Source organism: Vibrio proteolyticus NBRC 13287, from assembly GCF_000467125.1.
GTDB lineage: Bacteria > Pseudomonadota > Gammaproteobacteria > Enterobacterales > Vibrionaceae > Vibrio > Vibrio proteolyticus.
This window is the reverse complement of sequence record NZ_BATJ01000008.1, coordinates 191,375-209,295: the sequence shown is the minus strand read 5'-3', so window position 1 is coordinate 209,295 and position 17,921 is coordinate 191,375. Positions and strand designations below refer to the sequence as shown.

14 protein-coding genes are annotated in these 17,921 nt (G+C 49.7%); all 14 read left to right on the top strand.

Going from position 1 to position 17,921, the window contains the following annotated elements:
* The first annotated feature begins 210 nt into the window (after window positions 1–210).
* Entirely contained in the window at window positions 211–2,193 is a 1,983-nt protein-coding gene (locus VPR01S_RS11900) for a type VI secretion system Vgr family protein (RefSeq protein WP_021705582.1), read from the top strand.
* Window positions 2,193–2,762 (top strand): DUF6931 family protein, encoded by a 570-nt coding sequence (locus VPR01S_RS11895; RefSeq protein ID WP_021705581.1) that lies wholly within the window; start codon window positions 2,193–2,195, stop codon window positions 2,760–2,762. The genes VPR01S_RS11900 and VPR01S_RS11895 overlap by 1 nt, the downstream gene beginning before the upstream one ends.
* Window positions 2,763–2,766: 4 nt before the next feature.
* A complete protein-coding gene (locus tag VPR01S_RS22330) occupies window positions 2,767–3,069 on the top strand; it encodes a PAAR domain-containing protein (RefSeq protein WP_021705580.1) in 303 nt (100 codons plus the stop codon).
* A gap of 221 nt (window positions 3,070–3,290) precedes the next feature.
* Window positions 3,291–4,649, top strand: a complete 1,359-nt coding sequence (locus VPR01S_RS11890; RefSeq protein WP_021705579.1) for a type VI secretion system protein TssA — start codon at window positions 3,291–3,293, stop codon at window positions 4,647–4,649.
* A gap of 28 nt (window positions 4,650–4,677) precedes the next feature.
* Window positions 4,678–5,199 carry an Hcp family type VI secretion system effector gene (locus VPR01S_RS11885; RefSeq protein ID WP_021705578.1) on the top strand — a complete coding sequence of 174 codons (522 nt, stop codon included), beginning with the start codon at window positions 4,678–4,680 and terminating at the stop codon, window positions 5,197–5,199.
* 19 nt (window positions 5,200–5,218) lie between these two features.
* Window positions 5,219–5,725 carry a type VI secretion system contractile sheath small subunit gene (gene tssB, locus VPR01S_RS11880; RefSeq protein WP_021705577.1) on the top strand — a complete coding sequence of 169 codons (507 nt, stop codon included), beginning with the start codon at window positions 5,219–5,221 and terminating at the stop codon, window positions 5,723–5,725.
* Complete coding sequence (tssC, locus tag VPR01S_RS11875) at window positions 5,722–7,200, top strand: type VI secretion system contractile sheath large subunit (protein ID WP_021705576.1); 1,479 nt, start codon at window positions 5,722–5,724, stop codon at window positions 7,198–7,200. Before tssB ends, tssC begins: the two co-directional genes overlap by 4 nt.
* A gap of 32 nt (window positions 7,201–7,232) precedes the next feature.
* Entirely contained in the window at window positions 7,233–8,636 is a 1,404-nt protein-coding gene (locus VPR01S_RS11870) for a type VI secretion system contractile sheath domain-containing protein (protein ID WP_040902634.1), read from the top strand.
* Entirely contained in the window at window positions 8,633–9,055 is a 423-nt protein-coding gene (gene tssE / locus VPR01S_RS11865; protein ID WP_021705574.1) for a type VI secretion system baseplate subunit TssE, read from the top strand. Before VPR01S_RS11870 ends, tssE begins: the two co-directional genes overlap by 4 nt.
* Window positions 9,048–10,799 carry a type VI secretion system baseplate subunit TssF gene (gene tssF, locus VPR01S_RS11860; protein WP_021705573.1) on the top strand — a complete coding sequence of 584 codons (1,752 nt, stop codon included), beginning with the start codon at window positions 9,048–9,050 and terminating at the stop codon, window positions 10,797–10,799. The genes tssE and tssF overlap by 8 nt, the downstream gene beginning before the upstream one ends.
* A complete protein-coding gene (locus VPR01S_RS11855; RefSeq protein WP_021705572.1) occupies window positions 10,790–11,725 on the top strand; it encodes a type VI secretion system baseplate subunit TssG in 936 nt (311 codons plus the stop codon). Before tssF ends, VPR01S_RS11855 begins: the two co-directional genes overlap by 10 nt.
* Before the next feature lie 36 nt (window positions 11,726–11,761).
* Window positions 11,762–14,368, top strand: a complete 2,607-nt coding sequence (gene tssH / locus VPR01S_RS11850; RefSeq protein WP_021705571.1) for a type VI secretion system ATPase TssH — start codon at window positions 11,762–11,764, stop codon at window positions 14,366–14,368.
* 8 nt (window positions 14,369–14,376) lie between these two features.
* A complete protein-coding gene (locus VPR01S_RS11845; protein WP_021705570.1) occupies window positions 14,377–16,926 on the top strand; it encodes an MFS transporter in 2,550 nt (849 codons plus the stop codon).
* On the top strand, window positions 16,923–17,912 hold the full coding sequence (locus tag VPR01S_RS11840) for an ABC transporter substrate-binding protein (protein WP_021705569.1): 990 nt from the start codon (window positions 16,923–16,925) through the stop codon (window positions 17,910–17,912). The genes VPR01S_RS11845 and VPR01S_RS11840 overlap by 4 nt, the downstream gene beginning before the upstream one ends.
* Window positions 17,913–17,921: the final 9 nt, after the last annotated feature.

The following is a 17,921-nucleotide window of genomic DNA, read 5'->3' as shown; positions in this document are numbered from 1 at the left end:
ACCGCTTTGGCTTTGTACGTATGCATATTTTCCTGGCAGGTCTCAAAGATTGGCTCAACAGCAGGCTCAAACTGATCAAATGTCCTAGACTGCTTTGCAGTGATATCGATGTGCTCACGCTCACTCAGCGCTCCCGATACTACTGTTTAATAACAAGACCAACGGGTAGATACACTACCAATAGACAAAGATCGCAATCAGGGATGATGTATGGCTGATCAATTTTCGGCGGCCGCAAGTGCCCTCTCCGCTAAGGATTACAGCGGAGAGGAACATAAAGCGACCGAACTGCGCGTCACCGAAGGAGTCTCTGCTCCATTTGAAATTCAGGTGACGATTGTTGCAAAATCGTTTGACGTTAAAGAGCAGCTCGGACAAGGGCTGACCATTACTCGCTACACCAATGAATCCGGCACTTTGACTGCGAGCCGAGTGTTTCATGGCATGATCATCAGAGCCCAGCAACTTGGGCTCGACAGCAGCTTGCAATATGCGTCCTATCAACTGACTCTTCGCCCTTGGCTGTGGCTGCTTAAACACACACAAGCCTTTCGTGTCTATCAAAACCAATCAACGCAAGACATAGTGACGGATATTTTTACCCAAGCCGGATTCAGTGGCTGGTATAGCACCAACAGTTTACCCTCCACCAAACGGGAGTATTGTTTGCAATACAACGAATCAGATTTTGATTTCGTCACTCGGTTGCTGGCAGAAGAAGGCATCAACTACTTTTTTACCCATAGCGACGGCAGCCATAAGCTGGTACTGCAGGATGCACAGACACCCTTTGATCAGGCTTCAACCAGTAAATTTGATATGTCGGAAACGCCTTCTAGAGACAATCCGTTGATTACTCACTGGCAGCCCGAATGCTCGTTTCATGGCACCAGTATTGAACTGGAAGCCTACGATTACACGCAATCCAAGCTGGTGTCCAGTAAAGCCAAGACGTCCTCACATTCAATAGCCAACAACAGTAAACTGTCAGCCGTGCACTACCCTCCGCTCGGCATTGTGGGAGACTATACCGATCTGGCAGATAATCTGGTCAAACGCCGCCTGGAACAACTGGAGCAAAACTATGAACGTGTTTTGCTCAGCGCTAGCCAGGATGAGTTCACCATCGGATCTTGGTTCTCGCTGGCCAGCCACTTAGACACTGCCCAATTGGGCGATTACGCAGTGGTTGAAACCCGGTTTTATTATTCCGAATCCGTCGAATGCGAGGCCCGAGTCACTGTCATTCCTAAAGCAGTGCCTTATTACCCAACCCCACAGCCCAAGCCGGTAATACAAGGTTTGCAAAGCGCTTTGGTTGCAGGTTCGACTGCGGGCGATATTAATCAGGATGATCAGGGCCGGGTTCGCATCCAGTTTCACTGGGATACAGACGCCAGCGGTGACAAGACCAGTTGTTATGTCCGAGTCGCTCAAATGATGGCGGGCAGCAGCTACGGCAGTCAGTTTGTCCCCAGAGCCGGCCATGAAGTTCTGGTCTCCTTTATCGATGGAGATCCGGATCAGCCCATCATCACAGGTTGTGTTTACAACAGCAAAAATACGCCGCCCTACAACGAAGAAAACACCACCAAAAGTGGCTGGAAAACTCAGTTATCCGGAGAGAGCAATGAACTCTATTTCGATGATAAACAAGACAACGAACTCATCTATCTGCACGCGGCTAAAGATCTGACCCGTGAAGTAGAAAATGATCTGACTGAAACCGTTCAGGGCGAGGTCAAGCAGACCGTCACTAAGGCCATGACGATCACAACAGAAGACAACTACTCGTTAACGTCCAGCAAAACCCTGTCGGAAAACGCGAAAACCATCACCATAGAAGCCGATGATAAACTCGAATTAATCGTCGGATCGAGCAAAATCACCATGTCATCGTCTTCGGTCACAATTGAGTCAGAAAGCATCGATATCAAAGCCAGTAGCGATTTGTCTCTTGAGGGCACAAACGTCTCAAGTAGCGCAACCTCATCGAACACAATCAGTGGCGCAACAACATCACTGGAGGCCAGCGGCTCGAACTCCATCAGCGGTTTGAGTATTTCAATGGACGCAGACACCAGTCTGACTGCGCAGGGACAATTGAGCGCGGAATTTAAATCGGATCTCAAAGCCACATTCGATGGTGGCGTTATGGGCGAAGTCAAAGGCGCAATCGTTAAGGTGAATTAATGGAATATAAAAAAATCCCGTTTGCGGCAGGCATTCAGGTTCTCAATCGTTTCAATGCCAGTGACGAAGCCAAGGCACTGATCAACGACGAAATGTCGGTCACCAACAGCATTCAGACTTTATCCGAGCATGAACTGAACTTCGACCTGATCCAGTTTCTCGCCCATGCCTTGCCTGTACGCGAGTGCATATGGTGGGCCAGTCTGTGTTTACACAAACGGCACGATGATTGGAATGCCAGCCAGCTTCAATGCATCAGTCTGGCAAAGCAATGGGTACAAGCCCCCTCTGAAGAACTCAGGCGCAAAGCTGAATTGTTTGCCACCCGGTTACAGCTCAACTGTGGCCCGTCCTGGCTGGCGCAGGCTGTGTTCTGGAATGGCGCCGGCAGTATCGTTACGCCTGATTTACCCGTCGTTTTACCCGACCCAAATCTGTACGCAAAAGCCGCCGCTGGCGCTGTAAACCACGCCGCCGCTTTGCCGGTCTGGGACAACAGCGAACTCTATTATCAATATGCGCTGGATACCGCTTTAAAGATCGCACAAGGATACAACCCAGAGGAGTAGTACGATGAGCTTACCCGCAGCCAGAGTTGGTGACATGCACGTATGCCCCATGCAAACGCCTGCGGCCGTCCCAGTGCCTCACGTAGGAGGCCCGGTCACAGGCCCGGGTGCAGCAACCGTCCTAATTGGCAGTTTGCCAGCTTCTACGTTAGGCGACTCATGTGTATGTGTAGGAACACCAGACAGCGCCATTCTCGGCAGCACGACTGTCTTGGTGAACAACAAACCTCTCGTACGTATGGGGGATACAACCAGTCACGGCGGCAGTATTGTTTCAGGCATGCCAACGGTACTGGTCGGTGGTTAAAGTTCCGAGGTATCAGAGATTTATGACAATCCAAGTCATCGGTCCAATTTTATAGATGCAGGTCAAAAATTAAACTAAAGGATGAAATTCTTTGAGACTTTCTGCAAATAACTTCTAGACTGCAATTTGTTAACAAACATTAATTAAATAAATGTTTGTAATAAGAGATGTTTTAAATCTCAATATTAAAAATAATTACAATAAGCAACGGATTGCAAATTATGGATGTAGAGGGTCTACTGTCGCCGATCTCCCAAGATCGGCCCGCTGGCGCATACTTGAAACTTGACCGCAGCGTGTATCGTGGTTTGAGAAATGCGTTTAATTCAGCACAGTCAACTTTTCGTCAGCTGATCGAAACACCCGAGGCGTCGGTAGATCCAGCATTACAAAACGCCAACCAAGACGCCTGGAAAACGCTGCGGGAAATGACCAGCGACACACTTCAGACTCAAACTAAAGACCTAGAGCTGACTGGCTGGCTAATCTCTTCTCAGCTATTTACCTCACAGCCCCTACTCAACCTTTCAGCGTCTTTAACCTTGCTGCCCGAATACGTCGAGCGTTTTTGGGACCATTTAAATCCCATGCTGCCTGAGGACAAACTCTCTTCAGAGAACGCCGGTGAGCAACAAACCGAGCACGTAGAGTTTCGTCTCCGTCCTTTACAGCAACTGCTTGGCGAGTCGAATGAAACAACAGCACTTTACATGCCTCTGCAGATGGTGCCCTTAATCGACTCAATCACTTTGGCGGATTACCTGACCGCTGAAAAACACGGTTCTCTTGCGGAGTTAAAAACGCGAGCACATCGCCTGTTTAACCCCGACGTGATTGATACGGTAATGGCGCTGGCAGAAAGCTATCACACACTGACCCGTACAGACCTTCTGCTTCAGCAAAAGTGTCAGGACGCCAATCTGGCAAGCCCGAGCTTTCGCTTTATCAAGCACAATATTGAAGAGCTGCTCAAAGCCATTCAGTATCTTGCGGGAGATAAGTTCTCTCCCTGGCCACTCGATCAGGAATATGGTTTGATTCAGAGTCCAACGACCGAGATTCAGACTGCGCAACGCCCTTCCAACGCGCGCACTGATACACCAAATACAGAAAACAGTCAGTCAATCACATCGCAAACAACACCAGCGCCGACGCCCCCCACTTTCAATCAGTCTCCCATTACACAGCGGGAATCCGCATTCGTAGAGCTGAGAAAGGTTGCGGAATACTTTCGAGAGTTCGAGCCTCACAGTCCGATATCCTTCTTGTTGGAGCGAGCTATCCGTTGGGGTCAGATGAATCTGCCTGAATTGATGCAGGAAATGTTGCGTAACTATCCCGACGCGATGAACCAACTTAACCAACTCTCCGGGATGGATAATCTTGATCAGGTATCCATCGATACGACGCGCGTCTCTGTAACCAACGCGCCGACTCAACAAGTTCAAACGAATGTTGATGCAGTTACGACGTCAGTCAATGGCCCGGATACCGACATTCAATCATCAAGCGAAAAACAAACCCAAACTGAAGCAACTAACACTCATTCCGACCGTGGTATTACGGATTTTGAGTGGTAAATCATGCTACTAAGCAAAGGAGAACAGAATGGCTTCTATTTTTATGCGTATTGATGGCACGACACCCAAAGGCGCAGCGACCGTTGAAAAAATTGGTGGTAAAGATGGTTTCTTTGCAATCGGCAACGTGAGCTGGGGCGCCGTTCGCGGTGTGGGAATTGATGTTGGGAATGCCAACAACGCCGACCAAGGCATGGTTGCATTAGGAGAAATCAACATCAGCCGTGCTTGTGATGGTGCTTCCCCTTACCTGACAACATTTCTGTATGCGCCTGGTGCGGAAGGGAAAACGGTCGAAATCGTCATGACAAAACCTAATCGTGAAGGCTCAGGCGCGGATCCATACCTGATTCTGACACTGACCGCTGCGCGAATGGCGAGTTACAACATGACCGGCAGCGATGGTGCTTTGCCAAATGAAGCCTTCAGCCTGACCTATACCAAGATCTCGAAGGCGTACTACATCGAAGCTGAAGGTGGAAAAATCGAGAAAGGCCCGGAAGTCGGCTTTGATGCAACCACCGCGAAAGTCACCTCGACCGCATCCTAATGTATAAAGGAGAGTTCCCGTGCCATTGAATTCCCAACACAAACGCGTCAGTAAAAACCGCGTCAGCATTACATATGACGTGGAAACAAACGGTGCCGTAGAAACAAAAGAATTGCCTTTTGTGGTCGGCGTCATTGGCGATTACTCCGGCCATCGCGAAGACAAAGAAGCGATCGAAGAGCGCACGTTTTACAGCGTAGACAAAGACAACTTCGATACCGTCATGAAACGCGTCGGCCCCAAACTCAACCTGAAAGTCGATAACGTCCTGGCTGACGATGACAGTCAGTTTGAGGCAAACCTGACCTTCTCCTCAATGAAAGATTTTGAACCAGAAGCGATTGTTGAACAGGTTGAGCCACTGAAAAAACTGGTCGAAACCCGTAATCAGCTCAAAGTGCTTCTTTCTAAAGCCGATCGTTCGAGAGATCTGGAAAAGCTGCTGAAAGAAGTGTTGCAAAGCGCAGATACCATCAATGCTCTGTCTTCAGAACTGGGGATCAGTCAGGAAGGAGCTGAATCATGAGTACAGAAACCGAAAACCAGGCTCAGGCAGGAACCACCGAAGGCGAAGTGAGCTTTCTTGACCGTGCGATTGCCGCCACCACTCAAACGCCGGCAGACACGACCAAAGAGCTGTTCTCTGTTCTGGCAGAACAAGCCCTTTCCGGAACCGTCACCTGGGATAAAAACCTGACCAAAACCATCGAAAACGCCATTGGTGAAATCGACAAACAATTGTCAAAACAGTTGTCCGAAGTCATGCAGCAAGACGAGTTCCAGAAGCTGGAAGGCTCTTGGCGAGGGTTACAAAAGCTGGTTAAAGAGAGCGAATTAGGCCGGGATTTAAAGATCAAAATGGTCGACTTCTCTCAACAAGAATTGCTTGAACAATTTGAAGATGCTCCTGCTATTGATCGCAGCCCGCTCTTCAATGCCGTTTATCAAGGAGAGTACGGCACAGCTGGCGGTGAACCTTATGGTGTGTTCATCGGTGACTACGAGTTCAGCGCCAAAGATGAAGACGTCGCGCTGCTGCGCTATATGGGCGAAGTGGCCGCCGCTTGTCACTCGCCATTCATCGCTGCAGCCAACGCACAAATGTTTGAGTTCAATGACTTCACCACCTTTGACGAAGGTAAACCCGTTGCGGCAGGCTTTGATTCTCCAGCCTACGCTGCATGGAATTCGTTCCGTGAAAGTGATGATGCCCGGTACGTCACTCTCACCATGCCTCGTACGCTGGCCCGACTGCCTTACGGCTCAAAAGGGCTGGATACTAAGCTATTCAACTATGAAGAGCTGGGCACAGACATGGATGGTAATCCGAAGCCAAGCAGCAACCAGCAACTGGTGTGGTCTAATGCTGCGTATGAGCTCGGTCTTAAAATGACTCAGGCTTATACCATGTCTGGCTGGTGCACTTCTATCCGAGGTTTGGACAATGGCGGTAAAGTGGAAAGTTTACCTAACCTAACGTTCAAAACAGAAGCCGGTGATCTGATCCAGCAATGTCCGATAGAGGTCAATCTCACCGACGAACGCGAGAAAGAGCTGAGTGACTTGGGCTTTTTGCCTCTGGTCCACTATAAGAATTCCAATTACGGGGTCTTTATTGGTGGCCAGACGACACAAAAACCCAAAACTTACACTGACCCGGATGCAACGGCAAATGCGGCGATTTCCGCTCGACTGCCCTACATCATGGCCAGTAGTCGTATCGCACACTACCTCAAAGTGATGGGACGCGACAAGCTGGGGTCTAACCTGGAAGCACCTGATATCCAGCGGGATCTGCAACTTTGGATCGATCAATACACCAACGCAGGTGCCATTGGCAACGAGCAGCGGGCTAAGACACCTTTGGCCGAATCTCGCATTGAAGTCGTGGAACAGCCGGGCCGTCCGGGTTCCTACTCTGCGGTTGCACATTTGCGTCCATGGCTACAGTTGGAAGAACTGACCACTTCCGTGCGTATGGTCGCGAAAATTCCCGGTTAACTAATGGCGTGGCCGGAGCAATCCGGCCACGATTGACGATGACGTTAAATTCCGAATGGCAAACCCGTTTTAATCAGCTAGACAGCAAAAAGAGTGCATTTTTGCAAGATGCACTCTCTTTGTTGTATGAAATCGATGTACAGATACTTCACTCACCATCAGAGTTGAAGTGCGCGATTCAGACTTTGATCGTGTCTCTCGATCAGCAATTGTCCACGCAAATGGATAGGATTCTTCATCACCCTGCTTTCTCCGCGCTCTACAAAAACTGGCGACACCTCAATCAGTTGGCGGTCCTGTCGATCAATCATCAGCGAACCCGACTCAAGCTGCTCGACATGGGTTGGCAGGACGTTTCCGCGGATCTTAATCAGGCGTACAGTATTCGCAGCAGCGAACTGTATAACAAGATCGGCAACAAAGAGCTGAACACCTTAGGTGGACATCCATTTGGCTGTGTGGTGTTTGCGCATTCAGTGTCACTCGACATCAGCATGCTAACGGATTACGACGATCTGTTTACATTAGAGTTGCTCAGCAAACTGGGGGAATCAACACTTTGTCCAATGATCCTGTCGCCCGACTCCCGCTTCTTTGCAAACAACGGGGCAGACTGGCTTTCTGACATCAACCGGATCGACAAAATCCTGAACGGACCGGATTACACCGCATGGCAGTCGCTGCGAAACAAACCCAGTGCACGTTTTCTGGGGCTGGTTATGCCAAATATCCAGTTGCGTCCCCCGTATCTGAACGCTCAGGTTGGCTTCGTGTACAACGAGAACTCCGACGGCGTCTGGGGCAATAGCGCCTTTGCCTTCATCTCTGTGATCATGCGCGAACACCACCGGGTCAACTGGTTTGGATTTCTCAAATCCCGCTGGAATGACAAACTACAAGGTGCTGTGGTCAATATCTCCCAAGGGGATGACAGCGCGCAGTATCTTCAAATTCCCCAACCCGACATTCACCTGTTCGGCAAGTTAGCAACGTTTTATGCGTCAAGTGGATTTATCCCCCTAACCCGCAGCCCAATGACCGACAAGTATTACTTTAGCGGTAACAACTCTGTCTGGCAGGCGGGTGAAAACGACAATGAACGGGTATTGACGCAAATTCAAACCACCTTGATGTCCTGTCGAATCGCCCACTACTTAAAAGTTCAGGTACGGGAAATGATTGGCAGCTTTAACACTGCGGCCGAATGCGAGCAGTTTCTCTCGCTGTGGATTGAGAAGTACACCAGCAATGTGTCATACGCCAACGAAGATACGCTGGCACGATATCCACTCAGTTTTGCCAAAGTTTCTGTCGGCACATCCGCCTCTCAAACCGGAACGTTTCACTGCACTCTACGTATGGTGCCGCAATATCAATTTGATCACTTTAGCGGTGAGGTGGTGCTGACCACGGAGCTAGAGGAGGTAAGCCGATGAGCTTCTGGAACGCCTTTGGCAGTGAAGAGCCAAGTCAAACCGGCCAAATTATTGATGACGTCCGCTACCATCTGACCAAGCTGCTTGAGTCTGAAGCAGCGCTGGTCGACTTTGATGACCGACTCACAGAGATCAATCGCTCCAACCTCAGGTTTGGTATTGAAGACGTCCAACTACTCAGTGCCAGCCTGGATCATGCCCAACTGGCACTGCGCCTTGAAACCTGGATACGGAATTTCGAACCAAGGCTTCACAAAGTTTCTGTGGAGATGACTGGCAGAAAAGCAGGAGAAAATGCCCTGACCTTCACCATCATCGCCAGGCTTGGCAAGGAGTATGGCGAGCAAGAACTGGTGTTCGATTCGAAAATTGCACTGTGTGACCTGACCTCATCACTGGAGGAAGAAAATTATGACTGATCCTCTGTTGAGATATTACGAACAAGAGCTGGCGTTCGTGCGCCGCTCACTGGGTCTGTTCAGTAGCGAGTATCCCGAGCATGCCCGCAGCCTCAATCTGAATCAGGGAAAAATAGAAGACCCTAGCATCGCCCGCCTGCTTGACGGTGTCGCCCTGTTAAATGCCACCATAGAGAAACAACTGAGCGAGCAATTGCCCGATGTGGTCGAAGGTTTACTGGGGGTTCTTTATCCTTCCTATACCCAACTGGTGCCAAGTATTGCCTATCTGCAACCCACAACGTCAGACATTCCTCAGGAGTCAGTAACTTTACCTGAGAACAGTCGGTTTTCGGGCAGCGCCAACGGAAAAGAGTGCCAGTTTACGACAGTAGCGCCAATCACGATTGAACCGTATCAGTTGACCGATGTTCAAGCTTTGAGCGCACCGTTTGGCTTCAATCGTCCGAATCATGCAGCACAGACTACCGCCGTCATACAATTAACTCTGAGTACAGGAGATCCCGATGTACACTTTCGTCATCTGGATCTCAAAGACCTGGATTTTTTTGTGCAAGGCTTTGAAAGTAGTGCGGATTCCCTGGTCGACATTTTGTTGAGTGACGTGGCTGCGATATCGGTGTCTGACTCGCAGTGCGAAACGCATATCGCTGTGGACCGAGACAATCTGGTAAACCGGATAAGCGATCCTACTTTTTCTTTTCTTCCCCAACATGGCAATCAGTTCTCTGGTTACCAGTTAATGAGTGAATTTTTCTTTTTTAAGGAAAAGCGTCAGTTTTTCCGCCTAAAACAGTTTGGTTTGTATGCCACGCAATTGGCTAGCTCTGACATCAAGATCAACCTATTCCTCCATTCGCTCCCGTCTGAGTTCGTCCGTTTATTTGAGCCGGGCGTTTTCAAACTGAATGTCATCCCGGCTGCCAATTTGTTTTATCAAATGGGCGAACCGGCGATTTATGATCATAGAAAGCTGACCATTCCCGTCAATGCTGACGCCCATCAGCAAAGCGGAATTCAGGTTGTTGACGTACTCGACGTATTTGAAATCACTCCATCTGGCGAACGTCCTTTGGTGCCACTTTTTCGCAGTAAGTATGGCCAGCTGAACCATACCGACAGCTGGCAAAGTAAACGTGATATCAACGGTGATTTCCATTTAGCCATTTCTTTGCCTGAACCGCACAACGGCGAATTTAATAAGACCTACGGTACACACCTGCTGTGTACCAACGGTAAATATGCGTGCAGTATCCACTCTAGCCTGGAGTGCATGGAGAGCATTGATTTGCAAGTCGAATTTGCCCCCATATACCCGCCTTCGGCGCCTCTAGCTCGCGAAAGGGATCCAAACAGTCACTGGCAGTTTATTGGGCTGCTCAACGGCAACTTCTCATCATTGCTACAATCAACCAGGCCCGCCGATGATCTCAAGCAAATGCTGACGCTTTGCAGCCGGCCTCAAGTCAGTGCCAGCGAAATACAGACTATCCGACACGTTGTCTTTCATACTCAGGTTTCAGCAATCAGAACCATGGGGAGCAATGTCTTTGCTCCAGGCACCGAAATTGAAATCACACTGGATACAGACAAGCCTTTTCATGCATTCTGCGATGTCTTGAATCACTTTTTCCAACAGTTCTGCAGCTTCGATCGTTATATTCAACTCAAAATCCGCCTTTATGGGCATGACGGCGTTGTTAAAACTTACCCCAAAGTTCATGGGAGCCAGTTATGTCTCTGACACGTCTGCACGATCTGGCCAAAAACCCACAGCGATATGACTTCGTTCAAGCCATGCGGCTGCTCGAACAACTGTCCGCACAAGGCGGAAAGCGTTTGAATCTCACCTTGAAAGCAGAGGCCATGCCAAGCGGAACGTCGTCAGAGGTCAGTTACTTTTCCTCTGCCAATGGCGGCGCCAAACTGAGACTTGCCAAACAAGCCTTGTCCGGCGTTAAAGGTGTGATACCCGATTACATTTATGAAGAAATGCTGACCGCTCTGCACCGGGATGATCATGCCTTGAAAGACTTCTTGGATGTGTTCAATCAACGCCACTTTGAAATCAGCTACCGCCTTGAAAGCCAAGCGTGGCTATTACTGGAACGTGAGCAGCAACCAGCAAAGACTCAGTTGCTTAAACATCTGGCGACACTGGAGTATCAGCACAAACCTTACTTTCAGTACAGTTTGTTGCTGGGACAGAGAAGTCGTAATCCAGTGGCTCTGAGTCAGATATTAAATGACTACTTTCCCTACAAAATAACGGTTCAGTGCAGCCAGGCCGAACGGCGCCAGCTCCCCACAGACTCCTTGACCCGGTTGGGTTGCCAAGAAGACTACAACAGCCGTGTTGGTCAGGGTTTTCTGCTGGGTAATACAGGGTTAGTTCATTTCAACCGTCTTACGCTGACGCTTGAGCCGTCGAATCGTGCAGAGTTTCTCCGCATACAGTCTGACACTCGATTGGCGGACGAAATGGTTTCGCTCAGTAAACACTACCTACGCGACAACACCGTAATTTCGGTGTACCTCAACGTCAGACGTTCGTATCTTCAGCAGCCCAGCATTTCGGCAAAGTCTGCCTCGGCGCTCCGATTGGGCGAAGTCGATTGTCTCGCTCCTCAATACAAACCCAATGAGTTGGTCAAAATTCTGCTCAGGTAGATAACCAACACGTGATTGAGATACAAGGAATTCAGTATGGCTCAAGTAACTTTAACCAATCTGGTCAGCAAGCTTTCTACGGAATTAAAACAGGCACTGGAAGTCTCGGCTGGAGCTGCGATGAATCAGGGAGTGGCCGCCATTGAAGTGGAACATTGGTTGTTGCAGTTGTTGTCTCAACAGGATGCGCATCTCTTGGACCTGCTTAGCAAACAGAACCTGTCTCAGGACGAGTGGGTGAATGAACTGAGTGACAAGCTCAGTCGCTTACCCAAAGGTAGCGAAGGCCAACCCACACTCAGTCAACCTTTAACGGAGCTGATCAAAGATGCCTGGATGCTTGCTTCGGTGAACTACGGACACAATCAGGTGATCAGCCTTCACTTGATTCAGGCGTTACTCCAACAGAGTGTTCTTGGCATGACGACGCACTCTTTCACATGCTTGAAGCCACTCTCTCTCGAAGCGTTACAAGGGCAAATTCGCCAGGCAAAAGTCGGACACTCAGTTTCCGTGCCAGGCGAAGTAAAGGCATCGACGCAAGAAGGAGCCGATGCGCTGAGCAAATACACCATCAACCTTACTCAGCAAGCACTCGACGGCCACATAGATCCTATCTCGGGACGCAATGCGGAAGTGCGTAAAGCCATCGATATTTTGTGTCGAAAACGCCAGAACAACCCAATTCTGGTCGGAGAGCCCGGCGTTGGTAAAACGGCCGTCGTTGAGGGGTTAGCGCTGCGTATCGCCGCTGATGAAGTCCCTGGCGCGCTGCAAGGCGTCCAAATTCACTCTCTCGATCTGGGACTGCTTCAGGCTGGAGCAAGTGTTAAAGGTGAATTTGAAAACCGATTGAAAGATGTCATTAACGAGGTCAAAAACGCCGAACAGCCCATCATCGTGTTTATTGATGAAGCCCATACCTTGATCGGTGCTGGCGGTGCCGCCGGACAAAACGACGCGGCGAATCTGCTCAAACCGGCGCTGGCAAGAGGTGAATTCAAAACCATTGCGGCTACCACGTGGGCAGAGTACAAAAAGTATTTTGAAAAAGATCCGGCTCTGACTCGTCGATTCCAGACGGTTTCGATTGACGAACCCAACGCTGATGACGCGATGCAAATGTTGCGAGGGATTGCGCAATCCCTACAACAACATCACGGCGTCTTCATTACCGACGCAGCCATCGAGGCTGCGGTACACCTTTCTATTCGATATCTGCCCAGTCGGCAGCTACCGGATAAAGCCATCAGTTTACTTGATACCTCCAGTGCCCGTATCGCACTGACTCAGGGCGCAAAACCTGAGGTTATTGAGTCTTTGGAACAAAAACTGCGTTATGAACAAAATGAGAGAGCTGCACTGGAAAAAGAACAGGCTCTGTTTGGTCAGCGTGACGACGCGATTCAGTTGCTCGACGAAAGCATCCTACAACATCAAAGTCAGTTGGCTGATTATCAGGATCAATGGCAACAGGAAATTCAGCTCGTCGACAAAATCAAGCAGCTTCAGGAGAGCATCTTCAATGCTGATGAGCAGAGCGAACACGCAGAGCCTCGCCAACAACAAATGAACGCGTTGCTTGATGAGCTTGCCGAACTCCAGGGCGAGACACCTTTGGTTAACGCCATGGTCGATGCCAATACCATTGCACAGGTCATTGCCAACTGGACCGGTATCCCTGTCGGTAACATGATGAGTAACGAAATTGCCAAGCTGCTCAATCTCGAAAATGAACTGGACAAACGCGTCATCGGACAAGACGTCGCCAAACAGGAATTGGCTAAAGCGATTCGCATTTCCAGAGCCGGTTTAACCGACAGCCGCAAACCCATTGGCGTATTTCTGATGTGTGGACCGAGCGGTGTCGGGAAAACAGAAACCGCGATGGCGCTGGCAGAGCAGCTTTATGGAGGGAGCAATGATCTGACCGTCATCAACATGACCGAGTTCAAAGAGGAGCACAAAATTTCCATGTTGCTCGGTTCTCCTGCTGGTTACGTTGGGTTCGGTGAAGGAGGTGTGCTGACCGAAGCCATTCGACGTAACCCCTACTCAGTGCTCTTGCTCGATGAGATGGAGAAAGCCCATCCGGGTGTGCATGACCTTTTTTATCAGATATTCGATAAAGGCCACATCAAAGACAGCGAAGGCCGTACCGTTGATTTCAAAAATACCATCATCATCATGACCTCCAACGCTGCCGATCAGGCCATATGCGACGTATGCAGTGAGAACACTGAACGATTGGATAGCAGCCAACTTCTTGATGCCATCCGTCCGGATTTGCAGCGTTACTTCAAACCGGCTTTCCTCGGGCGAACGACAATTGTGCCCTACTACCCACTTAATGACGCAGAATTAAGTCAAATCACCGAAATTGCGCTCAATCGAATCAAAAGGAAACTGGCCGAGCAATATCAAGCGAGCTTTACCTGGGATCAGGGATTTGTCGATCAGGTTGTCAGCCGGAATACCGACCCAACGACAGGCGGGCGTGCCGTTGAGCAGATCATTAATCGCTCACTGATGCCCAGACTGGCGGAAGAGTGCATCGCCTGTTTGAGTGAGCGCAAACCGATCTCTCACGTGGTGGTCCGGGCCGACAACTCGGCTCAAGGTTTTGAGTTGCTGATCAGTTGAGCCTGCATATGGAAACTAGGCTTCAGCCAACCAAAGTCACCTGGTCGCTCAGAACCAAACTGGTTCTGGCGATCATTGCTGTGCTGTTGTTTTCGTTATCACTCAACACAGTCCTGAATTACCTGAACTTTGAAAAGCGCCTGACTGAAACCAGCGATTCCTTATATCAGATAGTGGTAGAAGAGACCAAAAACGACATTCAACAGGCACTGAGTCTGGGTTTACCGCTGGCAGCCATCACGAATGTTCAGGCATTGCTGGAGCGACGCGCCGAACTGGTGGAAGGCATTACCGAGCTGAGCGTGACAAATACGGCAGGTCACACCATTTTCTCAACTGGCCACCATTCAAAGGGGCTGGAGCGCCAGATTCGCGTGCCGTTGAGCAATACCTTCGGAATGGAAGAAGGTATTCTGCAATTGCGCTATTCCGTCACGCATTTGAATCTGTTGCAAAAAGAGTTGCTCAAGAGCCAGATTCTTGCGGCCATATTCTGGCTGAGTTCATGCGTTATTGTGGGCTACCTTGCTCTCAAAGTCGTGCTGCATAATGTACTGCTTAAGATCAGCGATACCACGACGATTCTGGCCAGTACGTCACAACACGATGCACGCCAAAGACTCGCTCTCGCACAGCAGAGAATGGGCTCGTCACACCACTCCTCCTGGTGGCGGCGCCTGCGCTCTCGAAATTACCCCTTGTTATTGATTCTACTTGCAATTCTGCTCACCATAGTGGCGAACCTTGGTGCTTCCTATCACTCCTTGCACGTATTCTCCGATATTTATGAACCCACCCTGATTCAAAAATCACAATTAATTGGTGACGCGCTGCGCTCCATGATTGATCGTTTATTGCAAAGCGGTATCCCACTCAACCAGTTAAATGGTTTGGAAGAAGAGTTTGCATTTTATATTCAGCGTCACGAAGAGTTAGTTTCCATCAGCCTCAACGCGAAAAATCAGCCGGTGTATACCTCGGCAGAGCAACTGACCGGTAGCCAGCAGCTCAATACCAGCCTGATCACTCTAAAACCGGACTCTCAAATTGCGCTAACGCTGACCACCGACAACAACATCATTGGCAAATTGATCGAAGAGAGCGTGATGGACATGTTAACGGTCCTGATCACCTCGTGTCTTTTCGTCAGTGAAATTATTCTCTTTCTGTGCCACTTTATGATTCTCTCACCGTGGCAACAAATTAAGCAGGTATTCGCGACAACCCGGCAACGTGGTGCTCTCTGTCTGGCGCGCAGAACCACTCGTGACGAACTGCGTTTACTGATAGACCAACTTAACAAAACCGTCCTAGAGATAAACCCAGCGCAAGATCGCCAACTTATCCGCAGCGCCGATTATCGTTTTATTCGTTTGCCTCTGTTTTTGCTGGTGTTTGCTGAAGCTTCGTCACTGGCCTTTTTCCCTAATTATGTGCTGACACTGGACAACAGCTCCGGCTGGATTCCCGACCACTTGACAACCAGCGTGCCAATTTCACTCTTCATGCTCTGCTGGGCGTTGTCTCTGCCCTTTGCCGGCGCCTGGTCAGATCGAGTGGGACGCCGCCGATCACTCGTAACGGGATGTCTGGTCACCTGTATCGGGTTAGCCGCTACAGCCGCCGTCAATAGCCTGGAAATGCTCCTGCTGACACGCGCGTTTACTGCCGTTGGTTACGGTATCGTTTTTATTTCCGCACAAGGTTATGTCACCGACACCACGACAGACACCAGCCGCACCAAAGGCATGGCCACGTTTCTCTCTGCCTTTTTCTCCGGCTCATTATGTGGTGCCGCGATAGGTGGCATTCTGGCAGACAAGCTTGGGTATCCCGAAACGTTCCTTTTCGCAGCGTTTCAGGCGTTGTGCAGTGCGATTTTGGTAGGGGCTATCTTCACCAGCCAAGAGCGCGGCCTACAAGCCAATCCAGTTAAACTGAGTGATTTTCGCTTGTTGCTCAATAATAAATATTTCGCCCTGATCACCTTATGCAGCGCGATTCCGGCCAAAATCATACTAACCGGATTCCTCTACTTTCTATGCCCCATATATTTACAGTTTCTGGGGGAAAGCAGTTCAGTGTCTGGCCGGATCATGATGACCTATGGATTGGCCATCATCCTCATATCACCGCTTTGTGCAGCAATGATAGACAGACAAAACAATAAAATCGCGTTCATTGTTGCGGGTGGCCTGATGGCAGCAACAGCCATGATAAATGTCCAGTTACTTCCCGGCACACTGGGGTTACTTCTGATTGTGGTACTAATCGGCATCGCCCATGGCATCAGTATTTCGCCGCAACTCCCGCTGGTGATTGAACTGCTGGGCAATCAGGGCATAGAGCGAGGCAAAGTGATCGGCATTTTTCGCCTTACCGAACGGGTGGGCAACATATCCGGGCCACTGCTGACCGGAATGCTGTTAACGCTGTTTAGCTACAATCAAACCATTATGTTGTTTGGCGTCGCCTTACTGCTCAGCACCATGGTGCTGGCTCTAGGGTATGCATGGTTTATCCGCGTCGACAAAAATAAACTGGAGGTGACCGGATGAGAAACCGAATCCTGTTGCTTCTGACGCTGATGGTCGTCACACCGAGCTGGGCGACACAAACCCACAAACAAGTGGTTTTGCTGCTTTGGCGAGGTGTGACAGACGCTGAGCGTGGCTTCGTCGACTACCTTTCGGAACGTGTCAACGTCGAATTCACTTATCTCAATGCCGATAAAGACATTCAGCGTCTGCGTCACCATATCGCTCATCTTGAAACACTCAGGCCCGATCTGGTTTATACGTTCGGTACCACCGTCACCCGTGAGTTATTGGGCACCTCTTTGCAACCCACCGAGTTTCGCAGTCGTCACCTGGCGCCAGTGGTGTTCAGTGTGGTCTCAGATCCCCTTGGCTCTGGCCTAATCTCTTCCGATCCAGACGAAGCACGTCCTTTCACCGGCGTCAGTCATATCGTGCCGCACAAGGTACAGCTCAACGCCATATCACGACTGAGTCACGTTAAATCCTTAGGAGTGGTGTTCAACCCCCAAGAAAATAATTCGGTCATCACCGCCAATAAAATTCATCTGCTGGCGCACAAGTTCGGACTCGATGTGCACTTGTATCCATTTGCGTTGGTGCAAAATAAGGTCGACCTGAACTCACTCAATAGCATCATTAAAACCATGCAGCACGATCACGTCGACCTGGCGTATCTGCCTCCGGACTCGTATGTCATTTCAAATGGTAAGCCGATTGTAGATGCCCTCCACCATGCCGGGCTGCTGACATTCTCAGCCACTGAATCACCAATTCGGAACCACGATGCCCTAATGGGAATTGTCAGCCGCTATTACAACGTAGGTCAGTTTGCGGCCCATAAAGCCGAATTAATCTTGCATGGCCAGCAAACCGCGGAACAAATCCCGATAGAAGCACTCAGTCAGTATTCCTATATTGTCAATATCAGGGCGGCTAAACAGTTGAACTATTTTCCACCGGTTTCGATATTAAAAATTTCTGAATTAATAGGGACAGAGCAATGACGCCTGGAA

Coding starts and splice junctions, on each gene's coding strand:
- VPR01S_RS11900 (WP_021705582.1), top strand. CDS start 211: ATGGCTGATCAATTTTCGGCGGCCGCAAGTGCCCTCTCCGCTAAGGAT.
- VPR01S_RS11895 (WP_021705581.1), top strand. CDS start 2,193: ATGGAATATAAAAAAATCCCGTTTGCGGCAGGCATTCAGGTTCTCAAT.
- VPR01S_RS22330 (WP_021705580.1), top strand. CDS start 2,767: ATGAGCTTACCCGCAGCCAGAGTTGGTGACATGCACGTATGCCCCATG.
- VPR01S_RS11890 (WP_021705579.1), top strand. CDS start 3,291: ATGGATGTAGAGGGTCTACTGTCGCCGATCTCCCAAGATCGGCCCGCT.
- VPR01S_RS11885 (WP_021705578.1), top strand. CDS start 4,678: ATGGCTTCTATTTTTATGCGTATTGATGGCACGACACCCAAAGGCGCA.
- tssC (WP_021705576.1), top strand. CDS start 5,722: ATGAGTACAGAAACCGAAAACCAGGCTCAGGCAGGAACCACCGAAGGC.
- tssE (WP_021705574.1), top strand. CDS start 8,633: ATGAGCTTCTGGAACGCCTTTGGCAGTGAAGAGCCAAGTCAAACCGGC.
- tssF (WP_021705573.1), top strand. CDS start 9,048: ATGACTGATCCTCTGTTGAGATATTACGAACAAGAGCTGGCGTTCGTG.
- VPR01S_RS11855 (WP_021705572.1), top strand. CDS start 10,790: ATGTCTCTGACACGTCTGCACGATCTGGCCAAAAACCCACAGCGATAT.
- tssH (WP_021705571.1), top strand. CDS start 11,762: ATGGCTCAAGTAACTTTAACCAATCTGGTCAGCAAGCTTTCTACGGAA.
- VPR01S_RS11845 (WP_021705570.1), top strand. CDS start 14,377: ATGGAAACTAGGCTTCAGCCAACCAAAGTCACCTGGTCGCTCAGAACC.
- VPR01S_RS11840 (WP_021705569.1), top strand. CDS start 16,923: ATGAGAAACCGAATCCTGTTGCTTCTGACGCTGATGGTCGTCACACCG.